Origin of the sequence: Pseudomonas sp. WAC2 (assembly GCF_030403525.1) — a bacterium.
GTDB classification, from domain to species: Bacteria; Pseudomonadota; Gammaproteobacteria; order Pseudomonadales; family Pseudomonadaceae; genus Chryseomonas; species Chryseomonas luteola.
Genome location: NZ_JAUEPD010000005.1, coordinates 23,791 through 46,998 on the forward strand (window position 1 = coordinate 23,791; position 23,208 = coordinate 46,998).

At 57.5% G+C, this 23,208-nt stretch carries 24 protein-coding genes; 11 read left to right on the forward strand and 13 right to left on the reverse strand.

Annotated elements, in window-relative coordinates:
• Positions 1-33 precede the first annotated feature (33 nt).
• From QWJ10_RS11905 to QWJ10_RS11915, 3 genes are read right to left on the reverse strand one after another with little or no spacing between them, the layout of a single operon-like run.
• Entirely contained in the window at positions 34-771 is a 738-nt protein-coding gene (locus tag QWJ10_RS11905; RefSeq protein ID WP_125887389.1) for a transporter substrate-binding domain-containing protein, read from the reverse strand.
• Positions 768-2,684: a GGDEF domain-containing protein gene (locus tag QWJ10_RS11910; protein ID WP_289926574.1), complete on the reverse strand. Its 1,917-nt coding sequence runs from the start codon at positions 2,682-2,684 to the stop codon at positions 768-770. The genes QWJ10_RS11905 and QWJ10_RS11910 overlap by 4 nt, the downstream gene beginning before the upstream one ends.
• Positions 2,675-3,433, reverse strand: coding sequence for a transporter substrate-binding domain-containing protein (locus QWJ10_RS11915; RefSeq protein ID WP_019364925.1), 759 nt, complete (start codon positions 3,431-3,433; stop codon positions 2,675-2,677). Before QWJ10_RS11915 ends, QWJ10_RS11910 begins: the two co-directional genes overlap by 10 nt.
• Before the next feature lie 186 nt (positions 3,434-3,619).
• Between QWJ10_RS11915 and ada the strand changes: the two genes are divergently transcribed.
• Positions 3,620-4,681 carry a bifunctional DNA-binding transcriptional regulator/O6-methylguanine-DNA methyltransferase Ada gene (gene ada / locus QWJ10_RS11920; RefSeq protein ID WP_125887392.1) on the forward strand — a complete coding sequence of 354 codons (1,062 nt, stop codon included), beginning with the start codon at positions 3,620-3,622 and terminating at the stop codon, positions 4,679-4,681.
• A gap of 25 nt (positions 4,682-4,706) precedes the next feature.
• Complete coding sequence (locus QWJ10_RS11925) at positions 4,707-4,946, forward strand: hypothetical protein (protein WP_010795525.1); 240 nt, start codon at positions 4,707-4,709, stop codon at positions 4,944-4,946.
• Positions 4,947-4,977: 31 nt separating this feature from the next.
• Here QWJ10_RS11925 and bfr read toward each other — a convergent pair whose 3' ends face one another.
• From bfr to QWJ10_RS11955, 6 genes are all read right to left on the reverse strand, one after another.
• Positions 4,978-5,469 carry a bacterioferritin gene (gene bfr / locus QWJ10_RS11930; protein WP_010795526.1) on the reverse strand — a complete coding sequence of 164 codons (492 nt, stop codon included), beginning with the start codon at positions 5,467-5,469 and terminating at the stop codon, positions 4,978-4,980.
• Positions 5,470-5,513: 44 nt separating this feature from the next.
• Positions 5,514-6,407 (reverse strand): PA4780 family RIO1-like protein kinase, encoded by an 894-nt coding sequence (locus QWJ10_RS11935; RefSeq protein WP_122041804.1) that lies wholly within the window; start codon positions 6,405-6,407, stop codon positions 5,514-5,516.
• 94 nt (positions 6,408-6,501) lie between these two features.
• On the reverse strand, positions 6,502-7,455 hold the full coding sequence (locus tag QWJ10_RS11940; RefSeq protein WP_074822520.1) for a biotin-dependent carboxyltransferase family protein: 954 nt from the start codon (positions 7,453-7,455) through the stop codon (positions 6,502-6,504).
• Positions 7,452-8,132 (reverse strand): allophanate hydrolase subunit 1, encoded by a 681-nt coding sequence (locus QWJ10_RS11945; RefSeq protein WP_289926588.1) that lies wholly within the window; start codon positions 8,130-8,132, stop codon positions 7,452-7,454. Before QWJ10_RS11945 ends, QWJ10_RS11940 begins: the two co-directional genes overlap by 4 nt.
• The gene (locus tag QWJ10_RS11950; protein ID WP_019364921.1) at positions 8,129-8,875 is read right to left on the reverse strand and encodes a 5-oxoprolinase subunit PxpA; all 747 of its coding nucleotides are present in this window, start codon (positions 8,873-8,875) and stop codon (positions 8,129-8,131) included. The genes QWJ10_RS11945 and QWJ10_RS11950 overlap by 4 nt, the downstream gene beginning before the upstream one ends.
• 97 nt (positions 8,876-8,972) lie before the next feature.
• Positions 8,973-9,887, reverse strand: a complete 915-nt coding sequence (locus tag QWJ10_RS11955) for a LysR family transcriptional regulator (RefSeq protein ID WP_019364920.1) — start codon at positions 9,885-9,887, stop codon at positions 8,973-8,975.
• Between the two features lie 359 nt (positions 9,888-10,246).
• Between QWJ10_RS11955 and QWJ10_RS11960 the strand changes: the two genes are divergently transcribed.
• The 3 genes from QWJ10_RS11960 to pcp are packed head-to-tail and all read left to right on the forward strand — an operon-like array spanning position 10,247 to position 12,583.
• Positions 10,247-10,978: a DUF969 domain-containing protein gene (locus QWJ10_RS11960; protein WP_010795532.1), complete on the forward strand. Its 732-nt coding sequence runs from the start codon at positions 10,247-10,249 to the stop codon at positions 10,976-10,978.
• 4 nt (positions 10,979-10,982) lie between these two features.
• Entirely contained in the window at positions 10,983-11,933 is a 951-nt protein-coding gene (locus tag QWJ10_RS11965; protein WP_150346744.1) for a DUF979 domain-containing protein, read from the forward strand.
• 8 nt (positions 11,934-11,941) lie between these two features.
• Positions 11,942-12,583 (forward strand): pyroglutamyl-peptidase I, encoded by a 642-nt coding sequence (gene pcp / locus QWJ10_RS11970; RefSeq protein ID WP_019364917.1) that lies wholly within the window; start codon positions 11,942-11,944, stop codon positions 12,581-12,583.
• A 58-nt stretch (positions 12,584-12,641) separates the two neighbouring features.
• On the opposite strand, the gene QWJ10_RS11975 is transcribed toward pcp, so the two are convergent.
• Positions 12,642-13,493, reverse strand: coding sequence for a DUF1989 domain-containing protein (locus QWJ10_RS11975; protein WP_010795535.1), 852 nt, complete (start codon positions 13,491-13,493; stop codon positions 12,642-12,644).
• Positions 13,494-13,661: 168 nt separating this feature from the next.
• On the opposite strand from QWJ10_RS11975, the gene QWJ10_RS11980 reads away from it, so the two are divergent.
• The 6 genes from QWJ10_RS11980 (at position 13,662) to QWJ10_RS12005 (ending at position 19,328) form a co-directional block, all read left to right on the forward strand.
• Positions 13,662-15,023, forward strand: a complete 1,362-nt coding sequence (locus tag QWJ10_RS11980; protein ID WP_289926599.1) for an MATE family efflux transporter — start codon at positions 13,662-13,664, stop codon at positions 15,021-15,023.
• Between the two features lie 173 nt (positions 15,024-15,196).
• A complete protein-coding gene (locus tag QWJ10_RS11985) occupies positions 15,197-16,231 on the forward strand; it encodes a sensor domain-containing diguanylate cyclase (protein ID WP_289926602.1) in 1,035 nt (344 codons plus the stop codon).
• Positions 16,232-16,302: 71 nt separating this feature from the next.
• Positions 16,303-16,443 (forward strand): hypothetical protein, encoded by a 141-nt coding sequence (locus tag QWJ10_RS11990; RefSeq protein WP_157782869.1) that lies wholly within the window; start codon positions 16,303-16,305, stop codon positions 16,441-16,443.
• Positions 16,444-16,574: 131 nt separating this feature from the next.
• Positions 16,575-17,102, forward strand: coding sequence for a hypothetical protein (locus QWJ10_RS11995; protein WP_019364912.1), 528 nt, complete (start codon positions 16,575-16,577; stop codon positions 17,100-17,102).
• A gap of 474 nt (positions 17,103-17,576) precedes the next feature.
• Positions 17,577-18,626 carry an acyltransferase family protein gene (locus QWJ10_RS12000; RefSeq protein ID WP_125887403.1) on the forward strand — a complete coding sequence of 350 codons (1,050 nt, stop codon included), beginning with the start codon at positions 17,577-17,579 and terminating at the stop codon, positions 18,624-18,626.
• 114 nt (positions 18,627-18,740) lie between these two features.
• Complete coding sequence (locus QWJ10_RS12005) at positions 18,741-19,328, forward strand: O-methyltransferase (protein WP_289926608.1); 588 nt, start codon at positions 18,741-18,743, stop codon at positions 19,326-19,328.
• 47 nt (positions 19,329-19,375) lie between these two features.
• On the opposite strand, the gene QWJ10_RS12010 is transcribed toward QWJ10_RS12005, so the two are convergent.
• The 3 genes from QWJ10_RS12010 to glgX form a co-directional block, all read right to left on the reverse strand.
• On the reverse strand, positions 19,376-19,783 hold the full coding sequence (locus tag QWJ10_RS12010) for a hypothetical protein (protein ID WP_157782868.1): 408 nt from the start codon (positions 19,781-19,783) through the stop codon (positions 19,376-19,378).
• Positions 19,784-19,941: 158 nt separating this feature from the next.
• Entirely contained in the window at positions 19,942-20,952 is a 1,011-nt protein-coding gene (locus tag QWJ10_RS12015) for a class 1 fructose-bisphosphatase (RefSeq protein WP_010795543.1), read from the reverse strand.
• Between the two features lie 123 nt (positions 20,953-21,075).
• Positions 21,076-23,175: a glycogen debranching protein GlgX gene (glgX, locus tag QWJ10_RS12020; RefSeq protein WP_289926611.1), complete on the reverse strand. Its 2,100-nt coding sequence runs from the start codon at positions 23,173-23,175 to the stop codon at positions 21,076-21,078.
• Positions 23,176-23,208: the final 33 nt, after the last annotated feature.

Consider the following 23,208-nt stretch of genomic DNA (forward strand, 5'->3'; position numbering starts at 1 on the left):
TTGGATCAATTCATAATGCATCGAGCAGGTGTCTCAATGGTTATTCGTGAGCGTACCAATGATCTTGTCGACAACACCTTCCTGCTGGAGCTGTCCGAAGGCGGTGCGGGTCCTTTCCACGACAGCATCATCCGTTGCCACGCTATAGGCCATGTACAGTTCCGCCTCAATGGTACCTAGCGCTGCAACCTGTTCCAGTTCGGTACAGTCAAAATGCTTTCGGGCGCACTCGTGGGCGGCGCTGCTTTCCGTCAGCGGTGCCAGCTGCACCTTTCCATTGATAAGCTTTTGAAAGTTCTCTTCAACCCCAGCCGATATCACCAACCGGGAAAACCCATGGTGCAGTAGATACTGATGCCGGAAATCATCACGCATCACGCCTACGCTGTATTGCCGCGCATCCTCCAGGCTCTGCGGATCAATATCCGTACGGGACTTCAGCTTGTAAAAGTAATATTGCATGCTCGTTACATGCCCTACCCATTTGAATAAGGATTCACGCTGCGGTGTCCGGGCAACCAGATAGATAAGAACGTTTGGCTGGTTGGTCGCGATATCGTAGGCCCTTGCCCAAGGGTAAAGACCAATCCTGTAGTCCGTCTGCCCGGCCCGACTCAGCGTGAGCTCAACGACCTCTGTTGCCGCCCCTCCAATACGCCCATTTTTGACTGTAATGAACTGGCTTTCTTCGGTAACCACCTGAATCGGCTCGGCCATGACATGAGTACCAACCATCCCCGCCAGCAGTGCCATCCATTTTCCAATTTTCATAACGTCTTCCTGAATGTGGCGCTCACTACCCGATTACGACCATCCCCTTTCGCCTGGTACAAGGATCGATCAGCCAGTTCGAGCAGCTCATGAAAGGTGCTGGAAATGCCTGCTTCGAACGTGGCCAGTCCGATGCTCAGGGTGACGATGGGTGCGACAGACGATTCGTCATGGGGAATAGCCAAGTCACAGACAGCCTGACGCAATCGCTCTGCCAAGAGGTACGCCGCAGCCTTGTCTGTAGCCGGCAGCAGAACAGCGAACTCTTCCCCACCCAGGCGCGCGACCAGATCACCTGCCCGCGCAATGCTGGCCTTCATGGCCGCCGCCACCAGGCGCAGACACTCATCCCCCTGGGCATGGCCATAGGTGTCGTTGTAGCGCTTGAAGTAGTCGATATCGCACATCAGCACGGACAGGGGTTGGCCCGAACGCTGAGCACGGCTGAACTCAACGTCCTTGACCTCATCGAAATGCCGCCGGTTGGGCAACCCCGTCAGCGGGTCGCTCCGCGAAAGTGCTTTCAACTGAGCATTGGCTTCCCGCAACGCCTCCTGGGTTTGCATGATGTCGCCCAGCTGCACGCGATGCCGGGTGCTGTGCAACAGCATTTGCGCCGTCATGGCCAACAAAGCGTGCTCATCAGGTTGCCAGACGTCGATAACCTGCTTGCGAATGAACACCAGAAACCCCAGCTGCTCATCGCCAGCTCCTACCGGGACAAATGCAGTGGCTTCGGCATTCAATAATTGGAAGGCGGCAGCACCATACGCTGACAGCACATCGGTAAGCGCCTTGCCGGAAGTGAACGTAACCGGCTCGCCCTGATCAAGAAGTACCTCCAGATGCGCCAGCTGCGCTGCGTTGATCTGGTTTTCCGGGACGGCGTGGGTTTCACAGCACCAATGCATGGCCAGACGAAAATAAGCACTCGACTCCTCACGGATATACCAAAGGGCATAACAGGCCCCCAGGCGCTGGGCCACTTCGCTCAGGCAGGACTGCTGATACAGCTCCAGCCGCTCATACGGCGCACGGATAAGCCGATTGGACAACAGCAGCACCATGTGCTGCGCCTCGGTCAGGCGTTGCAACTCCGCTGTACGGGCCTGTACGCGCTCGGCCAACTGATCCCGGTGCGCGGCCAGCTCCTTTTCGTACACATGTTGCCGCCCCAGATACCCGGACAGGTTGTTCTGTAGCTGATTGATCCCCTGTACCAACAGGGTCAATTCGTCCTCGCGCCTGGCAGAACGAAAAAGCCGTAAGGGAAGGTGAAGCCGCTCGGGGCTCAACTCAGCCAAGTGAAGCGCAATACGCCGGATATGTACCGTGACCAGACGGCTGAACATAAGAATGATCAGGCCGGCCAGCAGCATGGATTGCAGAAGCTGGAACCCGACGATTGACACCACGACCGATTTCAGTTCAGACCAGAGCAGGTCTTCATTGCCATAGAGTCTCAGCTCCCCAACAGTCTCCCTGCTCCCGGCGTACGGTGAAAAGACCAGAGGAACCTGGCGCATCGGAGCCAGGTTTGACTCGATCCATCCGGTACGGGAGCGCACCTGAACGATCGGCGTTTGCTGAGCGGAAAACACGGTCAGCTGCACGCGCGCCACCGACGCGATATGAACGGCACTGTCCAGATGCGCCTCGACCGACTCCTGATCCATGTCCCAGATGGCCTTGGTCAAGGTGCGCTGGTAGACCTGCTCGATCAGCCCCAACTCAATCTCCATTTGATGGACATTCTCGTGCCACACCGCCCAGGTACGAACCCCAACGGTGATCAGCGTGAAAAAAAAACAGAACCCCAGCGTGACAACTACCAGACGCCAGCCCAGCGAGTGTCGTCCCTGCTGCCAGTGCTCCGGCAGCTCTGCATGAGTATTATCGGTATCTACAGCCATTTCTTTTTCAATGCCTCATAGATACCGTTACGCTTGATCTGCTCGAACCCTTCTCGGGCTCGGGCGACCACTTCATCGGGCGTCCGGGCGCTGAAAGCCATATACAGCCCTTCGTTGCGTCCGATATCGGTCAGTGGATAAACCTGAGTCACGGTGTCATCAAACGGTTCACCTGCCTGCCGTGCCAGATACTTGGCCATAACGGCATTGGCGACCCACAGGTCCACCCGTCCACGCTTGAGCTTCTGGTAGTTTTGCGCATAGGTATTGCTGGATTGCAGGTTCAGTCCCACGGAAAAGCCGCGGGACTGCAAATACTGTTCACCTACATCACCATGTACCGTAGCGATCTGATAGCGCCTGGCATCCTCAAGTGCATTAAGAGAAATATTCCGCGTACGGTCGCTGAATAGCCCCCATTGAGCTGGAGCAATGACGCCAACCCATTTGAATAGCCCGTCCCGCTGGGGTGTACGGGCAATCGAATAAATCAGGACATTTTCATCGTGCAGCGCCGTCTCGTAGGCGCGGGCCCAGGGCATTGACTGAAAGGCCCCGTTGAGTCCGGCCTGGGCCAATACAGCCTCTACAACTTCTGTACTAAAGCCGGTCAGCTTGCCGGAAATGGTCATGTTGTAAGGCGGCAGCTCTTCCGTCACGACGCGCAGCGCTACCTCGTGGGCCTGAACAGGTTGCAGACCGCCCATGAGAAGCGTCAGAAAAAACAGTGCGGTCTTGATCTGGCTCATTGCCTGGTCCCAGAAGCCCAGAGGCTAGTTTCGTGTTAACTGTGAGAGGGTATCGCTCGAGTGATACAAATCTTTATTCGTCTCGGACGGAGCGTGCCTGTACGGATTTGAAAGCGTGAATCGGATTGCCCACTGCGGCCTGGAAGCCGACAATCATCCAAACCCTGACGAGATGAGATCCCCGCCATGCTCGACATCGACCTCTGCTGGAATGCCGTCTGTACCCGCGATACGGCCCATGACGGCCGATTCGTGTTTGCGGTCCAGACCACTGGCATCTATTGCCGCCCCTCCTGCCCTGCCCGTCGCCCTCGTCAGGAGCGTGTGACGTTCTACACAACGCCACGCGAGGCAGAAGCAGCCGGGTATCGCGCCTGTAAACGCTGTCAGCCGGACCGGGAAAGCCCCGTTAAGCAGCAGGACGCCTTGATTCAGGCAGCATGTGCCCTGCTCGACCAGGCCGAGCAGCCGCTCTCCCTGGATCAACTGGCCTCGCGCATTGGGCTTTCACCCTCGCATCTGGCCCGGTTGTTCAAACAGCGTACCGGGCTTACACCCCGCGCCTGGGCTGAAGCCCGTCGCCAGCAGCGTCTGCAGGCTAACCTGCCTCGAGCGGAGACTGTTTTGGAAGCTGCGCTAGCCAGTGGGTATGGCAGCAGCCGCGCTGTCTATGAACAGCCCAACGCCCTGGCGCTGGCGCAACGTCGGCGCAAGGGTGCAGGAGAACACATCCGTTATGGCATTGCTGTCTGTTCACTTGGGCTGGTATTAGTCGCCAAGACCTCCCGTGGCCTCTGCGCCGTATTGTTTGGGGACGAGGCATCAGCGCTTGAACGGGAATTGGCCGAGCGCTTTGCCGCCGCCCATTGCGAGCATGACGACGCCGCCCTGGCCGATGAGCTTGCCCATGTCCATGCTCAGCTCGATAAGCCGACCCAGGTGCATGCCCTGCCGCTGGATATGCAGGGTAGTGCCTTTCAGCAACGGGTCTGGCAGGCCCTCATGCAGATCCCGCCCGGCGAGACCCGGCGCTACGGAGAGCTTGCTGTAGAACTGGACAGTCATCCACGCGCCATTGCCCGCGCCTGTGCCAGTAACACCCTGGGCCTGCTGGTGCCTTGTCATCGCGTCATCGGCGCCAGCGGAGCGTTGACCGGTTATCGCTGGGGCGTTGCGCGCAAGGAGACGCTACTCAAGCGCGAAGCCGAAATGATTGAAACGAGTAAGGCGCCGCCGCGGTCCATCTAGGTACAGGTCCTTTAAGGAGATCGTTATGCATAACCTGCACCGTTACGCCATTCACTACCGCTTTAATGGCGAGCCGCTCGAAGAACAGATGGAGAGTTTTGAACCCATCACTCAGGAGCAGGCCATCATGCAGCTACTGATCAAGCATGTCCCCGAGCCTACCGGTGTGGTGGATGCCCCTTGGGAGCTGCATGCTCAGCCCAGCATCGAGCGACGTGCCGTTGAGGTTGGGCTAAGTGATGTCTGTATTCAGGAAGTGGCCTGAGGCGCTGTATTGCGCCTCATAACCAGGCGCGCTATACCGCCTCGGAAGGCTCGCCGGCCTTCATTTGGGATTGCAGGTAATTTTCCAGCCCCAGCTTGTCAATCAGGCGCAGCTGTTGCTCCAGCCAATAGGCGTGGTCTTCCTCGGTGTCTTCAAGCTGTGCCACCAGGATTTCACGACTGACGAAATCACCCACGCTGTTACACAGCGCAACGCCTTGGGCCAGTGCCTCACGCACTTCGTATTCCAGCGCCAGATCGCTGCGCAGCATGTCCGGCACTGTATGGCCTACATTGATGTCCTTGGGGCGCATGTCCGGCTGCCCTTCCAAAAAGAGGATACGACGCAGCAGGGCATCTGCATGTTGGGTTTCCTCTTCCATTTCATGGTTGATGCGCTCGTAAAGGCGCAGATACCCCCAGTCTTCATACATACGGGAATGGATGAAGTACTGATCGCGTGCGGCCAGCTCACCACGGAGCAGGTCCTTCAGATAATCAATGACTTGCGTATGACCTTTCATGGTTACTACCTAATAAAATGATCGCACCGGGCCGAACATCAGGCTCAGCTCAGCCATGGCGGGGGTGGAGGCTCATCGCTGGACGACGGTGCCTCGGCCTCTTTACGAGCCGCTTGGCGACGTGCCTCTTCGCGCCGGGCATCTTCGATTTCGCGCATGACGGATGAAACATCGGTCTGCCCCTCGGGTTCAGCATAGATGCCCGTAAGCGGGGTGTGCGGGTATAGCTCGCCCTTCTGATAAAGCGCCCACATTTCTGGTGCATACCGGGTCTGCTTCAGCTCAGGCGCAAAACGCCCAAAATACTGGGCCATGTTTTCCACATCACGGGCGAGCATACGGAAGGCATGGTTGTTGCCCGCCGCATCGATGGCCTGAGGGAGGTCAATGATCATCGGCCCATCGGTCGCCAACAACACGTTGAATTCGGACAAGTCGCCGTGTACCAGTCCGGCACACAACATAAGCACCACCTGCCGGATCATCAGCTCATGATACTCACGGGCCTCGTCGGGCGTCAGGGTCACGTCATTCAAACGCGGAGCGGCATCCCCCCGCTCGTCCGTCACCAGATCCATCAGCAGGACGCCATCCAGGAAGTCATGCGGCTTCGGTACGCGAACGCCGGCACCTGCCAGCCGGTACAGGGCGGCAACCTCGGCGTTCTGCCAGGCCTCCTCCCGCTCCTTCTTGCCATATTTGGTGCTCTTGGCCATGGCGCGCGCCTGACGGCTGTTACGCACCTTGCGACCTTCCTGATACTCGGACGCCTGACGAAAGCTGCGCTTGTTCGCTTCCTTGTAGACCTTAGCGCAACGGATCTCGTCGCCGCACCGAACTACATATACGGAGGCCTCCTTGCCGCTCATCAGCGGGCGCAGCACCTCATCAATCAGGCCGTCTTCGACCAGAGATTCCATGCGCTTGGGTGTTTTCATCTGTTTGTACGTTGATCACTTCTGGCCATACTTACATAACGTTATACGTCATGACGCACGGCTCAGCAAAAATCACTCGCACAAACGGCACCCTCTAGTCCGCACATAAGTTCATTTCATGGTGCTTGAAAAACCGATAGAACCGCTTGAGATCACCCTGGGCCTCCTCCAGCTCGATCGGCCTGAAGCGCACTTCATGGTGGGCAGGGCATTGCGCCAGCCGGCAGAGATCCAGCGGATGCACGAAGCCGAGGACCGGATATCCCCCCATGGTCTGACAGTCTGCCATGAGCACAATGGGCTGGCCTTCCGGCGGAACCTGCACCGCTCCGGCCAGAACCCCCAGAGACCACTGACGGACTGGCGCTGCAAGCGGTGCATCGCCCTGTAGACGAATCCCCATCCGATCGGCCTGAGGACTGATTCGCCAGGATGAACCAAAGAACCGATCCCGCTGCTCGACCGCAAAGGCTTCTCCATCGCCCCCGACGACCAGACGTAACACCGGAGACTCACGGTAGTCGGGAATGAAGCGGCTCGCCGCACCCAGTGCCTTGTCGAAAGCCTCAAGCCCAGGGCTGCAAACCAGAATGTCATCGGCCTGCAACGCTTGACCATCGCCATTCAGTCCGCCCAGACCTTCGCGACGATGTGTGGCCACGCTACCCAGCACGGTCTTACCCCTGAAGCCACCCACTACGCCCAGGTAAGCGCGTTGCCCGGCCTGGGCAAATCCCAATTGCAGCCGCTGCCCGGCCTTCATGCAGAAGCGCGACCAGGCAGGAACCGTCTGTCCATCTACCGTCGCGCCCAGCGGCGCCCCGGTCAGTGCCAGCCAGGTATCGACCTGGGCTTCCATCTCTACGCCACCCAGGGCAATTTCCAGGACCGGACTACCATAGGGATTTTCGAGCAGATGATTGGCCCAGGCCGCCGCCTGACGGTCCATCGGACCTGATGTGGATACGCCCAGATGACGCCACCCATAACGACCGACGTCCTGCAGCAGGCTCAGCGGCCCCGGTTTTATGACTTTCAACCCTTTCATACCTGACCTCCCGCGGCGCGATAGGCGGCCTCGTCAACCGCAACGAACCGAACCTGATCGCCCACAGCAAGCGGACATGGCGGCTCGGCCTGTGCGTCAAAGAGCGGCCAGGCACTTAGTCCAAGGATATGCCAGCCCGCGGGTGACGCTTGGGGATAGATGGCGGTCATGCGTTCGGCAATCGCCACGCTACCAGCCTCCACCCGAGGCCGCGGTGAGGCCAGTCGAGGCAGGACGATTCGCTCATCCAGCTCGCCCATATAGGCAAAACCGGGCGCAAAGCCGATGGCACCGACCAGATAATCGCGTCCGCTATGCAAAGCAATCAATTCCGCGACCGTCAGCGAGCAGGCCTTGGCCACCGGCTCCAGGTCCGGCCCGCAGTACCAGACGGGCACTTCATGCCGGCGTGAAGAGCTCTGTACGGTTTCCGGCTCCTTGCGCCACCGCTCGACGATCGCCGTGACGCGAGCTTGAATGTCCGTCAGGTCGTAGCGCAGCAAGTCATAGTGAATGAGCAACGTATTCCAGCCCGGCACCAGATCGATCACACCGTCGCCCAGTCTGTGTTCAATCAGATCGGCTAGACGAGCAATACGTCCGGGGAGATCGGGCGTGGGTGTATCCGCCAGGGTCAACATCAGCGCCTCGGCGCCGTAGGGCTCAATCCGGATCATGCCGCATCCAGAGCCGCCCGCAGGCGACGTAACACAGCGAGTGACTCGGCGTTGTCTCCATGGACACACAGGCTGTCTGCCGTCAGGCACATGGGTTGGCCATCGAAACCAGGAAAGGCATCCCCGCGGGAAATGGCGATCGCCTGGGATAAAATACGTTCGGGATCATGATGGACCGCGCCCGCTTCCCGGCGAGGCGCCAGTTGCCCGTCAGGCATGTAGGCGCGGTCGGCGAAGGCTTCACGCAGCAAGGGTACGCCGACTTTCTCCGCCAGCTGCTGCTCACGGGTGTTGTCCGTCTTGGCGAGCACCATAAGCGATAGCCCCTCACGAAACTGCAAACAGGCCTCGAGCACGGCATTGAGCAAGGTATCGTCACGCACCAGATCGTTATACAGGGCACCGTGAGGTTTCACATATTGCACGGTCGCTCCTGCTGCGCGGCAGAAGGCATCCAGTGCGCCGATCTGATAGAGCACCAGCGCCTTCACCTCCTCCGGCGAGCACACCATATGCCGGCGGCCAAAGCCGACCAGGTCTGGATAAGCCGGATGAGCACCGATTCGAACACCATGCCTTACGGCCAGGGCTACGGTCTTCTGCATCGTCAGCGGGTCCGAAGCATGGAAGCCACACGCGAGATTGGCCTGGTCCACCAGTGGCATGGCATGAGCATCGTCGCCCATCGTCCAGGCTCCGAAGCTTTCGCCCATATCGCAATTCAGAAGGATACGCGTGCTCATATCAGGATTCCCTTGATGCGGAAAAACCAGTCTTTGAGGAAATCATGCCGGCTGTCCAACAAAACTTTCCGGCCCCCGGCGATAAGGCTTTGTTGCTTCAGGCCGGTAATGCCTGTTCAGGCCCCACCTGCGCACAGAAGCCGCCGACTACCTGCTGGCTGAGCGCCACAATGGCCTCGTTCAACGTCAGTCCCACGCCCGTATGCCAACTGGCATACACGGCAAACGGCGGCGGTGCCTCGAAAGGCAAAAGCGCCAGGGCCCCGTGCTTCAGCGCCTCGCTAACGAGGGCCGGGGGCAATGCACCAATGCCAAATCCGTCCCTGATCAACTGGATGATGGCCGCCGCCGAGTTGACGCAAGAGACCCGGGGCGTCGAAATCCCGTGCTGATGCAGAAAGTTAAGCAGGTCCTGATGGGGACGCGAATTACGCGAGAAGGTAATCAACCGCTCGCGGGCCAGCTCATCCAGACTCGTGTACGCGCGGTTGAGCGGCGAGTCGGTTGCAACCACCCAGCGGATGGGATAACTGGCCAGCTTCAGGTTACGCACGCTTTCGGCGCGCAAGAGATCGGTCTGGAATACCAGATCAAGCTGTCCCTTGAGCAGCTGGTCGCTCAAGTTGAGCGCCGTATCGGCCAGCAGCTCGATTTCCACGTTTGGATGGGCGTCGGTTACACAGGTGAACAAGGCGCTCAGCCAGCTGTGGATGACCGTGTCCATGGCGCCGATGCGTATCCGTCCGCTCAGCCGGGTTTCCTGCCCAAGCACTTTGCGCAGGTCGTGCCAGGTATCGATCATCTGCTCGGCATAACCCAAGACCTTCTGGCCATCGGCTGTCAGCGTGACGCCTCGCGGATCGCGAAGGAACAGCTGGACACCCAGCTCGCCTTCAAGCACGGCGATACGGCTGGAAATTGCCGCCTGGGTGCTGGACAGTTTTTCAGCTGTCAGCCGAAAGCTGCCCAGACGCGCCACCCAGACAAATGTTTCGAGAAAGCGAAGGTTCATGCTGGCTTACCATCCCCGTAGAGCATTTCACTCTACCCCCTTTGAACGACCTCTCACCACTGGCCGTCAGTCGCCTCGCCCCTGAAAGGCCACGCTTTTTATCAATCAGCGGTGAACACTTTTATTTGTTGGACGTTCTTCACTATCCATACAAAAAATGGGGACGCTTCGCCTTGAGCGAGCCACTGCAGGTTTCTGGTATCGCAGATCGATACCTTTGGTGCGATCGTGCCCGTTGCAGTCATAACAAGAACTGACGCCGGCTCGGGCGGCGTAAACATCAAAGGAGGCGCTCCCGATCGCCTCCACACAGCCGTCAAACCCACCTGCCTGGGCATAACCGGCGAGGGAGACTCCCTATGCAAACCACAGTCAACCTGTGGCCACTGATCGGTGTCCTGGTTATCGTCATCGGCTTTGTGCTGCGCTTCAATCCCATGCTGGTCGTGGCTCTGGCAGCCCTGGCGACCGGTTTTGCGGCCTCCATGCCGTTCGAGACCATTCTTGCCACTATCGGCGCCGGGTTCGTCAAGACACGTGCCCTGCCCCTCATCATCCTCCTGCCGCTTGCCGTAATCGGTCTTCTCGAACGGCATGGCCTGCGTGAACATGCCCAGAACTGGATTGCCAAGATCCGCACCGCCACGGTGGGCCGGCTCCTAATCTTTTACCTGTTTGTACGGGAGCTGACGGCTGCGCTGGGTCTGACCAGCCTGGGCGGGCATCCGCAGATGGTGCGCCCTTTGCTCGCGCCCATGGCCGAAGGGGCTGCAGAAAACCGCTACGGCAAGCTGCCGGAGAAAATTCGCTACAAACTACTCGCCTTGTGCGCTGCTACCGATAATGTCGGCCTGTTTTTTGGCGAGGACATCTTTGTCGCCTTCGGCGCCATCGCCCTGATGCATACCTTCCTGCTCGGCTCCAATATCGATGTCGAGCCGCTGCACATTGCGGTCTGGGGCATTCCTACCGCCATCTGTGCGTTCATTATCCATGCCATTCGCCTCAAGCGTTTCAACAGTCAGCTGGAGCGCGAGCTGGGCGGAAAACGTCCGGACGCCGACCATACGCCTATCGGCCGTCAGGAGTGATGCCATGATCCTCTCGATTCAATACCTTTACTGGCTGGCCGGCATCATCCTGGCAATCACGGCAATTATGACCTTTGCCGATCGCGCTCATCCCAAGCGCTGGACAACAGGTTTTTTCTGGGCGCTGTTCAGCCTTGTCTTTTTGGTAGGCGATCTATTGCCGCCCGCCTGGGTAGGCGTAGGCGTGCTGGTCATGGCCGTCATTGCAGGCACAGGTGGCGTCGGACTGGGCAAGCATGGGGAATTGCCTGCTGAAAAACGCCAAGCCAGTGCGCTGCGCCTCAAGAACAAACTGTTCGTTCCCGCCCTGGCCATTCCGCTGGTCACCGTTATCGGCTCGGTAGTGGTCAAGGACGTGCAGATCGGTGGCCTTCCACTGCTGGATCCTAAAAATACGACCTTTGTCTCCCTGGGTGTCGGCTGTCTGGTTTCCCTGGCCCTCGCCTGCTGGCTGACGCGCGATACGCCTGTGCAATCCATGCGCGAATCACGCCGCCTGACCGAGGCCTTGGGCTGGGCCCTGGTACTGCCGCAAATGCTCGCTATGCTGGGGCTCCTGTTCAACGATGCGGGCGTTGGCAAGGCCGTCGCACACCTCACCACCTCCTATATCAATATGGATTTCCGCTTCGTGGCGGTGGCCGTGTATGTCGTGGGGATGGCGCTGTTTACCATCATTATGGGTAACGGCTTTGCGGCTTTCCCGGTGATGACAGGCGGTGTGGGCGTTCCAATTCTGATCGGGCAGTACGATGCCAACCCGGCGGTGATGGCGGCCATAGGCATGTTCTCAGGCTACTGCGGCACGCTGATGACACCTATGGCAGCCAACTACAACATCGTGCCAGCCGCCCTGCTGAATCTGCCGGACAAGAATAGTGTCATCAAGGCACAAATCCCCACCGCCTTGAGTCTATTGGCAGTTAATATCATGCTGCTATATATCCTGATGTGAGGACCACCATGACTACCATCCTGTTGACCGGATTCGAACCGTTCGAGAACGAGCCCGTGAATCCTTCCTGGGAGGCCGTGCGCCAACTGGATGGTCTGAATCTGGGCGATGCCTACATCATCACGCGCCAGCTGCCGTGCGTCTTTGGTGCTGCCTTGGTCTCGCTGGATCACATGCTGGCAGCTCATCGGCCCGCCCTGGTGATTGGTGTAGGCCAGGCCGGGGGGCGTACGGACCTGACCCTCGAGCGCATAGCCATCAACGTGAACGATGCCCGTATTCCCGACAATAATGGTCAACAACCCATCGATACACCTGTAGTGCCAGGCGGTCCGGCGGCCTATTTCTCGACGCTACCTATTAAAGCCATTGTACGGGCACTCAGGGATGCCGGTATTCCTGCCTCGGTATCGCAGACGGCTGGCACATTTGTCTGCAACCATGTGTTTTATGGACTGATGCACCGGCTCGCCGGCACGAATGTGCGCGGCGGCTTCATCCATATCCCTTATCTGCCCGAACAAGCGGCCCGGCATCCAGGCCAGCCCTCCATGGCACTCGAGACCCTGGTAGCGGGCCTTGGAATAGCCGTGAAGGCGGCTATGATGACGCCCAACGACCTCAAGGAAACCGGTGGACAACTGAACTAGCTGTTTACCGTTACGCGGAACAACGGCTGTGCAGTGCAAGGCTCAAAAGGACAGTCCTTCACCGATCCCACGCAGGCCTCACCAGTTCCAGGCCGTGGTTTCCCTTGTAACCCGCCCGCTCCGGGGATGACCAGCCTGCCAGTAGGGTGTCATCCAGCGAATAAACCTCAACGCCCAGAGGGCGGCAGACGGACAGCGGGTCTTGCGCGTCCGGCCCCCACAGCGCAACGGACAGATCACCACCTGGGCAGGTCGACAGAGCGCACAGCACGTCGATCTCCGTGAAAAACTCCAGGTAGTCTCCTTGCTTCGCCGGGCAGGCCTTCATGAAGTACATGTCCTCATCGTTAAGCCCGGTCACCTGAAAAATGTTTAGCACATCATGTACGTCGAACTCGGTCAGCCCGTAGGGCAATACCGCGCGGGTCAGGTTCGAATGGCAGTGATGATGGAAATCTTCTCCGGTCAGGAGCTTGTTGACGTAAGGATCGCAGCGGGTACCCAGCAGGTCATGAATGCGTCCGCCATGTTCGTCGATGCCATAACTAGCCAGGGTGTCGTCCGTGATGGTGACCATTGGCCGCAGAAAGGGCAGGTTCGACCACAGTCGATCATAGATAGACACATGAGCGCCCTGTAGCTGACGGGTACGGGCTGCCCATAGCCGCTCCCGTGGATCATGGGCATTCCAGATATTGAAGTCGCCCACTTGCGGCCCTACAGGCGTCGTCACTCGAAAGACATGCCCGGCCGGCACCCGCCACGCACGACCGGTACGGATCGGAACGTCAAAGGACTCAATAAGCGTCCGCTTGTCCTTGCCCTCCCGAATACGGTCATAGAAGGCCGTATCCACCGACAGGGCCGAACCATGACTTGCTTGATAGGCAGCAGGGTAATGCTTGTACATGTCAGCTCCTTTCCCAAAGAAAAATCACTACACACAGGTAATGCCATGCCGATGGCGCACCCTCAACACTAGCCCTACCGCCCCTGCCCGGCCAGTACTGTTTTCTCAGCCATGAAACATGATGATCGGTAAGCCTTTACACTAGGGGTTCTGCTGACTGGAGCCCTTATGTCCACCCTGCTTGCCGATTGGCGCTACCGTCCAATGCATCGTCGTGTCTGGCTGCTGGCCGGCCCGATGATTCTGTCCAACCTGACCGTACCCCTCGTGACCCTGCTAGATAGCGCCATCGCCGGTCATCTGCCGGATGTACATGATCTGGGCGCCGTGGCGGTGGGGGGAAGCCTCTACACTACAATGGTCGCGGTGCTGGGCTTCCTACGCATGGGAACGACCGGCTTCGCTGCGCAAGCCAGCGGCCGTAAGGATGGCAGTGCGCTTCGGCAAATTCTGTTGCAAGGTCTGTTGCTGGCCTGTGTGCTGGCGCTGGGGTTGATCGGCCTTTCACTGCTAGGCCTTCCTCTGCTGCTGAACAGCATGACCTCCTCGGCAGCGTTGAGCGAAGCCACCGAGCGCTTTTTCCAGATTCGCCTGTTGGGTCTGCCTGCAGCCCTGTCGAGCTATGCCCTGATCGGCTGGCTGCTGGGCACCCAGAATGCGCGTGCGCCGCTGGCGATGCTGCTGACCACCAACATCGTCAATCTGCTGCTCGACGTGTTGTTCGTGTTCGGCTTTGGCTGGGGCATTCGCGGTATTGCAGCAGCAACCGCCCTGGCTGAGTGGTTCGGCGTGGGGCTTGGCCTATGGCTGGCGCGCCAGACACTGCATCACATGGCAGGCGCGGTTCGCATCGCGCGACTCAAGCGCTGGTCCACCTGGCGCCCCCTGCTGGCGGTTAACCGCGATATCTTTATCCGCTCGCTGGCCTTGCAAGGCGTCTTCTTTCTGATCACATTTCAGGGCGCACGTTTAGGTAATGCCACGGTGGCCGCTAACGCCCTTCTCCTCAATGGCCTGATGGTGACCGCATTCGCCCTGGATGGACTTGCCCATGCGGTGGAGGCGTTGGCAGGGCACGCCATTGGGGCTCGTGATCGCAAGGCCCTCCGGCAAACCCTGGTCATTGCCGCCGGCTGGTCGCTGCTGGCCAGTCTCTTATTTGCCCTGGGGTTTGCCTTGTTCGGTGCACGCTTCATCGACTTGCAAAGCGATCTTCCCGCGGTACGTGAAGCGGCTTATACATACCTTCCGTATCTGGCCGCACTGCCAGTCATTGCCATGAGCAGTTACCTGCTGGATGGGCTGTTCATCGGAGCAACCCGAGCCCGGGAAATGCGCAATGCGATGGTCATTGCCGTCCTGCTCGCCCTTCCGCTAGGCATTGCGCTCAAAGACCTGGGCAACCATGGGCTGTGGTTGTCGTTTCTGGGCTTCATGGCCTTGAGAGGTATCGTCCAGAGCTTTCAGGCCTGGCAGATGACCAGACGCAACGCCTGGATACCTGATCAGCACCATCAAGACCCTTCTTGATGCCTAGCAAAGTTGGCACAGCTAGCCCGGCGGAGAGATGACAGCCGGGCTTCGCCCCTCACCTCCTACACGCCGCCTATTTTCCTTGGCAACACCGCGCGTTTCCGAGGGTCATATCAAGCGGAACGCCTTCTGGAACAAGGTTATCGCACCTACCTGCCACAGGATTCACCATGCACGCTGCGCCTGCACACCCTCGTGAAGCCGAGCGCCAAAAAGCGCTGGAGTCGCTTGAAATACTGGATACCCCGGCGGATGCCTATATGAATGCCCTGGTGCGGATCGCGCGGGACCTGTTCAAGGTCGACCGAGTGCTGATCAGCTTGATCGACCGTGAACAACAGTGCATCAAGGCCCACAGTGGATCACCCTTCAGCGCTACAGCACGCAGTGTTGCCTTTTGTGCCCATGCTCTGCTTGATACCCATCGCCCGCTGATCGTACCGGACGCCTTGAGCGATGAGCGTTTTGCATCCAACCCACTGGTGATCGAGCCCCCGTACATACGGTTTTATGCAGGGCATCCCCTCGTGGCGCCATCAGGTCTGCCCATTGGCACCTTGTGCCTGATGCATTCCGAGCCCAGGCAGCTGACGGCTCGGGAGCGTGACCGCCTGAGAGACCTTGCCCAAATGGCTGACGGCTACTTGAAACTACGCAGCCTTTCAGAGCAGACCCGCTACCTGCGCACCGTTATCTCACGCGAGCGCCGCAGAGCGATGCTCGATCCGCTGACACAATTATGGAATCGTGCGGCGCTGGAGCACTTCTATCCGGTCGAGCAAGCTGCCGCGCGGCGCGACAACGAGCGAATCGGCGCGCTGTTCATCGACCTGGATCACTTTAAGGCAGTCAACGATCAGCATGGCCATGCCGCAGGCGATCAGGTGCTTGTCGAAACCGCACACCGGATCGCCACCACGCTTCGCCCCCATGACCTGTTACTCCGACTGGGAGGTGAAGAGTTTGTCGTGATTACCCGCATCGACAAGACGGAACAGCTGGACGGCATAGCTGAACGCATACGCCTTGCCATTGCTGACACCCCCTTTTTGACCGTCAACGGCCCAGTTGCGGTTACCACCAGCATTGGCGGCGCAGATGGGGATGCGGATGAGCCTGCCGAGTCACTGTTGAAACGCGCTGATGCGGCTCTTTATCAGGCCAAGCATGAGGGCCGTAATCGAGTCGTGATGGCCCCTGAATAAGGTTCTCAAGGAACCTGATGGGCATTTATCGGCCCAAACAAGAGACCCCGTATCCACTGGAGGACGCCTGTATGCCTGAAGCTGAAGACTATCCCAAGGACGATACCCAGCCTGAAACCCTGGATGACACGACGCCGGAACACAGCAAGAAAGAGAACATCGACAAGATCAAATATGACTCTGACGACATCATTCCTCCTGGCGTCTGGTAATTTACCTCTGAACGGGTAAGCCTGGGTTCCCCTCCCGGCTTACTCGGCGACTGCACCACTTCTTTCAACATCGCTGACATGAGGTATGATGCGCGTCATCATCATTCACCCTTACGTCGGAATGTCATGTAATGTGCAAGTCAGGGTATCTGCTAGGCGTTATCGCTTCGCTGCATGCAGGCCTTTCCCAAGCCGTAGACGGCTATAAAGATTTGCACTTTGGTGATAGCAAGCAAACGGTACTGGAAAGCAAGATCTGTACTCTGACACCGCGTACTGCACCTATCGAGGGGCTGGAGTATTATAGCTGCCCCGATCTTAAGCTGGGCAAGGATAGCCTTGAGGCTGGGCTGTTCTTTATCGACAACCGCTTCTTGCGCCTTTCGATTGTCACGCCGGTTGAAAAGAGCTTTCTCATTGCTCAAGGCCTGACCGAGAAATATGGGCCACCCTCCTCGCAATCGCCGTCCGATCACTTCATCAAACTGGAAAGTCAGCCCAACAGTCATGCGTTCATGGCGTTCGATAACAATACGGTGTTCTACAGGTTTTCCACCAACGCAGATATGAAGCGGCAGGCACTTCTGATCTACACCTCACCCGATTACGAGAAGATCCTCGTCAAACAGCAGCTCAAGGGCATCAATCCAGACCTCTAGACTGCCAGTGAGCACTCCAGCATGCAGATGTCCAGCCTCAAATGCTGATTTGGCGATCTGCCAGACAGAACAGCGAAATCTTTTCAAAGCGCCACGGAACAATAGCACATCGCCATTGTCAGACCTCGTCGCTGGAGTTGTGATTGTTCCATAAACACGTTTTTATCTTGTTATAAAACCCGTTCTTTATTCAGGGTTTTATTGGCGTATTTAATTTTGCCAATAACAATAAGCGTGCGTAGGTCTGGCCAGACTTTAAAGCAAATCCCGATTGTCGGAATTATTTTTTTAGACTTTTCACTATACGTTTCACATTCTAATTTATGATGGCTTTACGATCTCGCGTTGTTATTAAAGCGGCCAAGCCTGACCAAGGAAGCGGAACTCCTCAGGCACAGGGACGAGCAGTTGGATCCCAACTTACCACCTCTAAAAAATCGTCTTAGTTTCAACCTTTGAATCAAGGATAGTTCAATGAATAACCGAAATGTGTGGGTCGATTATGCCAAAGCCATTGGCATAATCCTGGTTGTCTATGGCCATGTGCTCCGCGGGCTTTTAAATGCCGGCATCATCAAGACCGATGTCGAGACGCACATGCTTGTGGACAGCATCATCTATAGCTTTCACATGCCGTTGTTCTTCTTCCTGTCTGGCCTGTTTTTCTTCAAATCGCTAACGAGTCGCGGCGGCAAGGGTGTATTCGTCAACAAGCTGGACACGGTTGTCTACCCTTTCCTTGTCTGGTCAATCCTGCAGGGCGTGATTGAAGCCTTTCTCTCTCGCTATACCAATGGCGATGTGACGCTGGGTGAGGTGTTCTCCCTCTTGTGGCGGCCCAGAGCGCAGTTCTGGTTCCTGTATGCGCTGTTCTTTGTATTTGTTTTGTCCATCGTGCTGTACGGCAGCAAATCGAAGAAGGTTTTCCTACCCATTTTCCTGCTGTCCGCCGTGGCCTACGGGCTCCAGCAATACGCGCCGCGCCAGATGCTGGTCGACTTTCTGATCCAGAACTTCGTGTTTTTCGCCTTTGGCGTCTGGTTTACCAATATCGCTGCTGCCATCGAAGCGCAGCCAGGTCGCATAGCAGCCTTTACGCTTCTGGTTACAGCGGGGCTGGAGTATCAGTTCCATATCATCTCGCATCACACTTATACCGACCGCGGATGGATGTCGCTGATGGTGGCGCTATCGGCCATTCTGCTGGTTACGAGCCTGTCTATGCTGCTGGCCCGCAAACCTGTTCAGTGGTTCATTACCATCGGCACGCTGTCCATGCCGATCTATCTCATGCACATCCTGGCCGGGAGCGGCGTGCGCGTTATCCTGAGCAAGTTCCTGCATGTCGATAACGTCTACCTGCATATCTTTGCAGCGTGCCTTGTTGGCATTGTCGTACCGATTATTGCTGCCAAAATCATGCTGAAACTGCATATGGACTATATGTTCCAGGCACCAAAGTTAAGCTTCCTAAAAAAGCACCCAAAGCAGCCGAGTAACGATACACCCTCGGTTGCTTCCTAAAGCGTTAACTAAAAGCCCCGCTAATTATATTGGCGGGGCTTTTTTATTCTCCAAACACTTACTATTATCCAGCAGTATTAATTCCCTAAAACAAAAACAGTGAGTGGATAATTAATGCCTTCCGACCTGGATACTTTATTAAAAGAACTGGAAACCTTTGGGGAAGTTAACGATAGCCGTACCCATGAGCGGCCAAATCGCATGCTGAATATCACACGTGATACGGGTGAGTTTCTTTATGTCATGGTTCAGGCTACCAATGCCAAGCGTGTCTTGGAAATCGGAACTTCCAATGGCTACTCCACCTTATGGCTGGCAAAAGCAGCTCATACAGTGGGCGGAACCATTCGCACCGTGGAGCTTTCTGAAGCCAAAATCGAGCTGGCACGGCAGAACTTCAAGCGCTCCGGGCTCGAGGCGGTGATAACACAGCTTTACGGTGACGGCGGTGCCATCCTGGCTGCACAGGACAAGTACTCACTGGACCTTGTGTTTCTTGATTCCGAGCGCTGCCAATATTGTGGCTGGTGGCCTGACCTCAGAAGAGTCCTGCGCCCGGGCGGCCTTCTGATCGTGGACAATGCCTTGTCCCATGCCGATGAAATGGCGGCCTTCAAAGCTCTGGTTGAGAGCGATCCGGACTTTTCGACTTGCCTCGTGCCGGTAGGCAAAGGTGAGTTTCTGGCAACCCGTCGGCCATGAACCTGCCCTGCCGGGAGCACTGCGCTCCCGTGCAGAGGTTTACGCCGTCAGATTGTCCCTTTGCCAGATGAGTACGGTGTCGGCTGATGAGCCGATGTGCTTTGCTCGAGGGACGGAACCTCGAAAGTTACAGTACCCAGCGGGTTTGTGGCCGAGACACCGGAGTAATGCCCGGAGAGGTTATGCGGCTCAATAGCCTTACCGTTGAAGCGTTGGGTTGCAATTGTATAGCGCTGACCGGAGCGCCCAAGGCGCTGACTCCACTGCGGACCTTGGGAAACCCCATCGCCGGTATCGGATTCTTTGGCTGTCTGCAGTAAGTCCCGGGTATCCATCACACCACCGCCCGTAGAGCCGACCGGGGTTTCAACAGAAGCATCGCGATCTGCTGCCAGGGCGGTGTAGCTCACGGTATTGATTACTGCAAACGCTGCCATTTTCTGAAAGAGATTCATAATGCTGTCCTCGCTGGCCATGAATGAGCAAGCAGGGTCAGATTAGAAAAAGAGCCCTTAACAGCGTCTGAATCGCGGCTTAATACAGGCTGAACGAAGCCTGCATTAGCGGGAGAAGAGAACTGGCCAACGGTAAATGACCATTGGCCAGTCGGTCATCAGGCGTCCTGATGGTAACGGGTAACGCGCTCGACTTCTTCTTTGGAGCCGAGGAAGACGGCTACACGCTGATGCAGGCCTTCCGGTTGCACTTCCAGAATACGCTGGTAACCATTGGTGGCCGCACCGCCTGCCTGCTCGACCAGCATAGCCATCGGGTTGGCTTCGTACATCAGACGCAGCTTGCCGGGCTTTTCCGGTTCACGGGCATCACGTGGGTACATGAAGATACCGCCACGGGTGAGAATACGATGCACATCGGCCACCATGGAGGCGATCCAGCGCATGTTGTAGTTCTTCTCCAGCGGACCTTCCTTGCCAGCCAGCAGCTCGCTTACGTAACGCTGTACCGGCGGCTCCCAGTGACGCTGGTTGGACATGTTGATAGCGAACTCGGCAGTTGTCTCCGGAATGGAGATGTTTTCGTGTGTCAATACGAAGCTGCCCAACTCACGGTCCAGGGTAAAGCCTTTGACGCCATCGCCCAGGGTCAGAATGAACATGGTCTGGGGGCCATAGATGGCATAACCTGCAGCGACCTGCTCAGTGCCCTTTTGCATGAAGGCTTCTTCAGTAGTATCACCGTAGGTGGCGCCCCCATGATCCTTACGCAGAACGGAGAAGATGGTGCCGACCGAAACGTTCACGTCAATGTTGGAGGAGCCGTCCAGGGGATCGAACATTAGCAGATAAGCACCCTTGGGGTACTCACCGGGGATCTGGTGAACCTGGTCCATCTCTTCGGACGCCATGCCAGCCAGGGTGCCGCCCCACTCGTTGGCTTCAAGCAGGATTTCATTGGACAGGACGTCCAGCTTCTTCTGAACTTCGCCCTGAACGTTTTCAGTGCCCATGCTGCCCAGTACGCCACCTAGCGCACCCTTGGATACCTCATAGCTGATTCGCTTGCAGGCACGGCCTACGACTTCGATCAGAAAACGCAGATCGGCTGGGGTTTTATGACTACGGGTCTGTTCGATCAGATAGCGGCTCAGCGTAATACGGGACATGTGAGGCTCCGGTAGAAAAGGTTCGCGCAGTGTAGCGCGGATGCTCAAGCTCCGTCTCAAGCGAAGCGGCCTACAAGCCTCACTCAACGTTCTGATTGTTCGAGAGACAAGGTCTGCACGCCGCTAGGGACGCAGCAACTCCACGGCTATGCTAACACCGCGGCCGAGCGCTAGGCTTTCGGCGCTGGAGTAGACTGCATGACCGGCTTCCAGTTCAGGTCGTGCGCTATCTAGAATGAGCGACCAGTGATGACCGTCACGAGATAGCGCTAACCGACACGTCTGAGGATGGTTAAGCGGCTGAAAACAGAGCCATAACCGCTCTGCCCTGAGGTGCCCGGCACCGTTCATGGGCGAGAGCACCAGTGCCAATGGCGCAGATTCGGGCCTGTTCCAACCCGCCTCGTCCAAGGGTTCACCTTCTGCATCGAGCCATTGCACGCTAACCCAGTCACCGTGAGCGGGACGCCCGATGAAGTGCTCGGCTTGCAACGCCTTGTATTGACGACGCAGCGCAGCCAGCCGGGCGACAAAATCGATCTGGCGTTTGCCGGTTGGGCTGCTGGCAAGTGCCCAGTCCAACCATGACAGCGGATTATCCTGAACATAGGCATTGTTGTTGCCATGCTGAGTGCGACCGAACTCGTCGCCAGCCGTCAACATTGGCGTGCCACCTGCCAGCAGCAGCGTTGCCAGCAGGGCACGCTGATCAGCTGCACGCTGTTCATTAATGTGGGGATCGTCGGTCGGGCCCTCGGCACCGTTGTTCCAACTGTGATTATCCTGAGTCCCGTCGCGATTTTCTTCGCCATTGGCTTCATTATGCTTACGTGCATAAGTCACAAGGTCTGCCAGCGTGAACCCATCATGAGCCGTCACAAAGTTGATGCTGGCGTCGATGTTCCGGCCGTGCCGGTCATACAGATCGGCGCTTCCTGACAATCGGGTCGCCAGTGCGCCACGCATGCCATCGTCGCCCCGCCAGAACTTGCGAACATCGTCGCGAAAATCATCATTCCATTCAGCCCAAGGGCTGCGGAACTGTCCGACCTGATAGCCGCCCGGGCCAATATCCCAAGGCTCGGCGATCAGCTTGACCTCCCGCAGAACCGGGTCCTGGGCAATAGCCAGCATCAATGGTGCATCGACGCTAAAGCCGGTCTCAAGCCGTCCAAGTGCGGGCGCCAGATCGAAACGGAAACCGTCTACACCTGCCGCCTGCACCCAATAGCGCAGCGAGTCCATCGTCAGCCTCAGCCCTGGCTCGCGTTGCAGCGCCAGGCAATTACCGCAACCTGCATCATTGATGTAAACCGAAGGATCGTCTGGGTGCAGCCGGTAATAGCCTCGGTTATCCAGTCCTCGCATACAAAAGGTCGGACCCAGCTCGTCACCTTCACCGGTGTGGTTGAACACCACATCAAGGATGACTTCGAACCCTGCCGCATGCAGCGCTGCCACGGTTTCACGTAACTCAATAATGGCGTCACGTCCTGCCAGACGGGGGTCGACAGCCATCATGGTGACGGGGTTATAGCCCCAGTAATTGCCAAGCCCAAGCTTGGGCAGATGACGATCATCCGCCCAGGCCGCAATAGGGAGCAGTTCCAGCGTAGTGACCCCAAGTGTTTGCAGATACTCGATCACGGCAGGCTGCCGAAGCCCGGCCAGTTTGCCACGCATGGTTTTAGGAACTTTGGGATGCTGCATGGTCATGCCACGCACATGCAGCTCATAGATAAGGCTTTGGCTACCTCTGTAACGCGGGCCTTCCAGCTCAAGCGGTGTTAGCGGTGCCTGAACGATGGCCTTGGGAACATGAGCCGCGCTGTCGCGATGGTCAGGGCGATCATGGTGGTCTGGATCGAAGCCATAGACGCTGGGATGCAGCACGAACGGCCGATCTACTGCCCTGGCATAAGGATCGACCAGTAGCTTGTGAGGATTGAAGTAAAGTCCTTGAGAGGGCTGATAGGCACCATAAGCCCGCAGCCCATAACGCTGCCCCGCCTTACCTCCTGAAAAATGCCCATGCCAGACACTGCCTGTCTTTTCGTGGAAGACGAGTCGATGGGTTTCATGCTCGCCCCTGGCATCGTACAGGCAGAGCTCTACCCGCTCGGCCTCTGGCGCCCACACAGCAAAGTTGATGCCATCGCCGACCAGTGTCGCGCCCAGTTCAGCAGGGTTTCCGGTTTCGAGATGAGTCACGTGGCGGGGCACAGAAAATCTCCGTAATGCAGAAAAAAGCCGGCA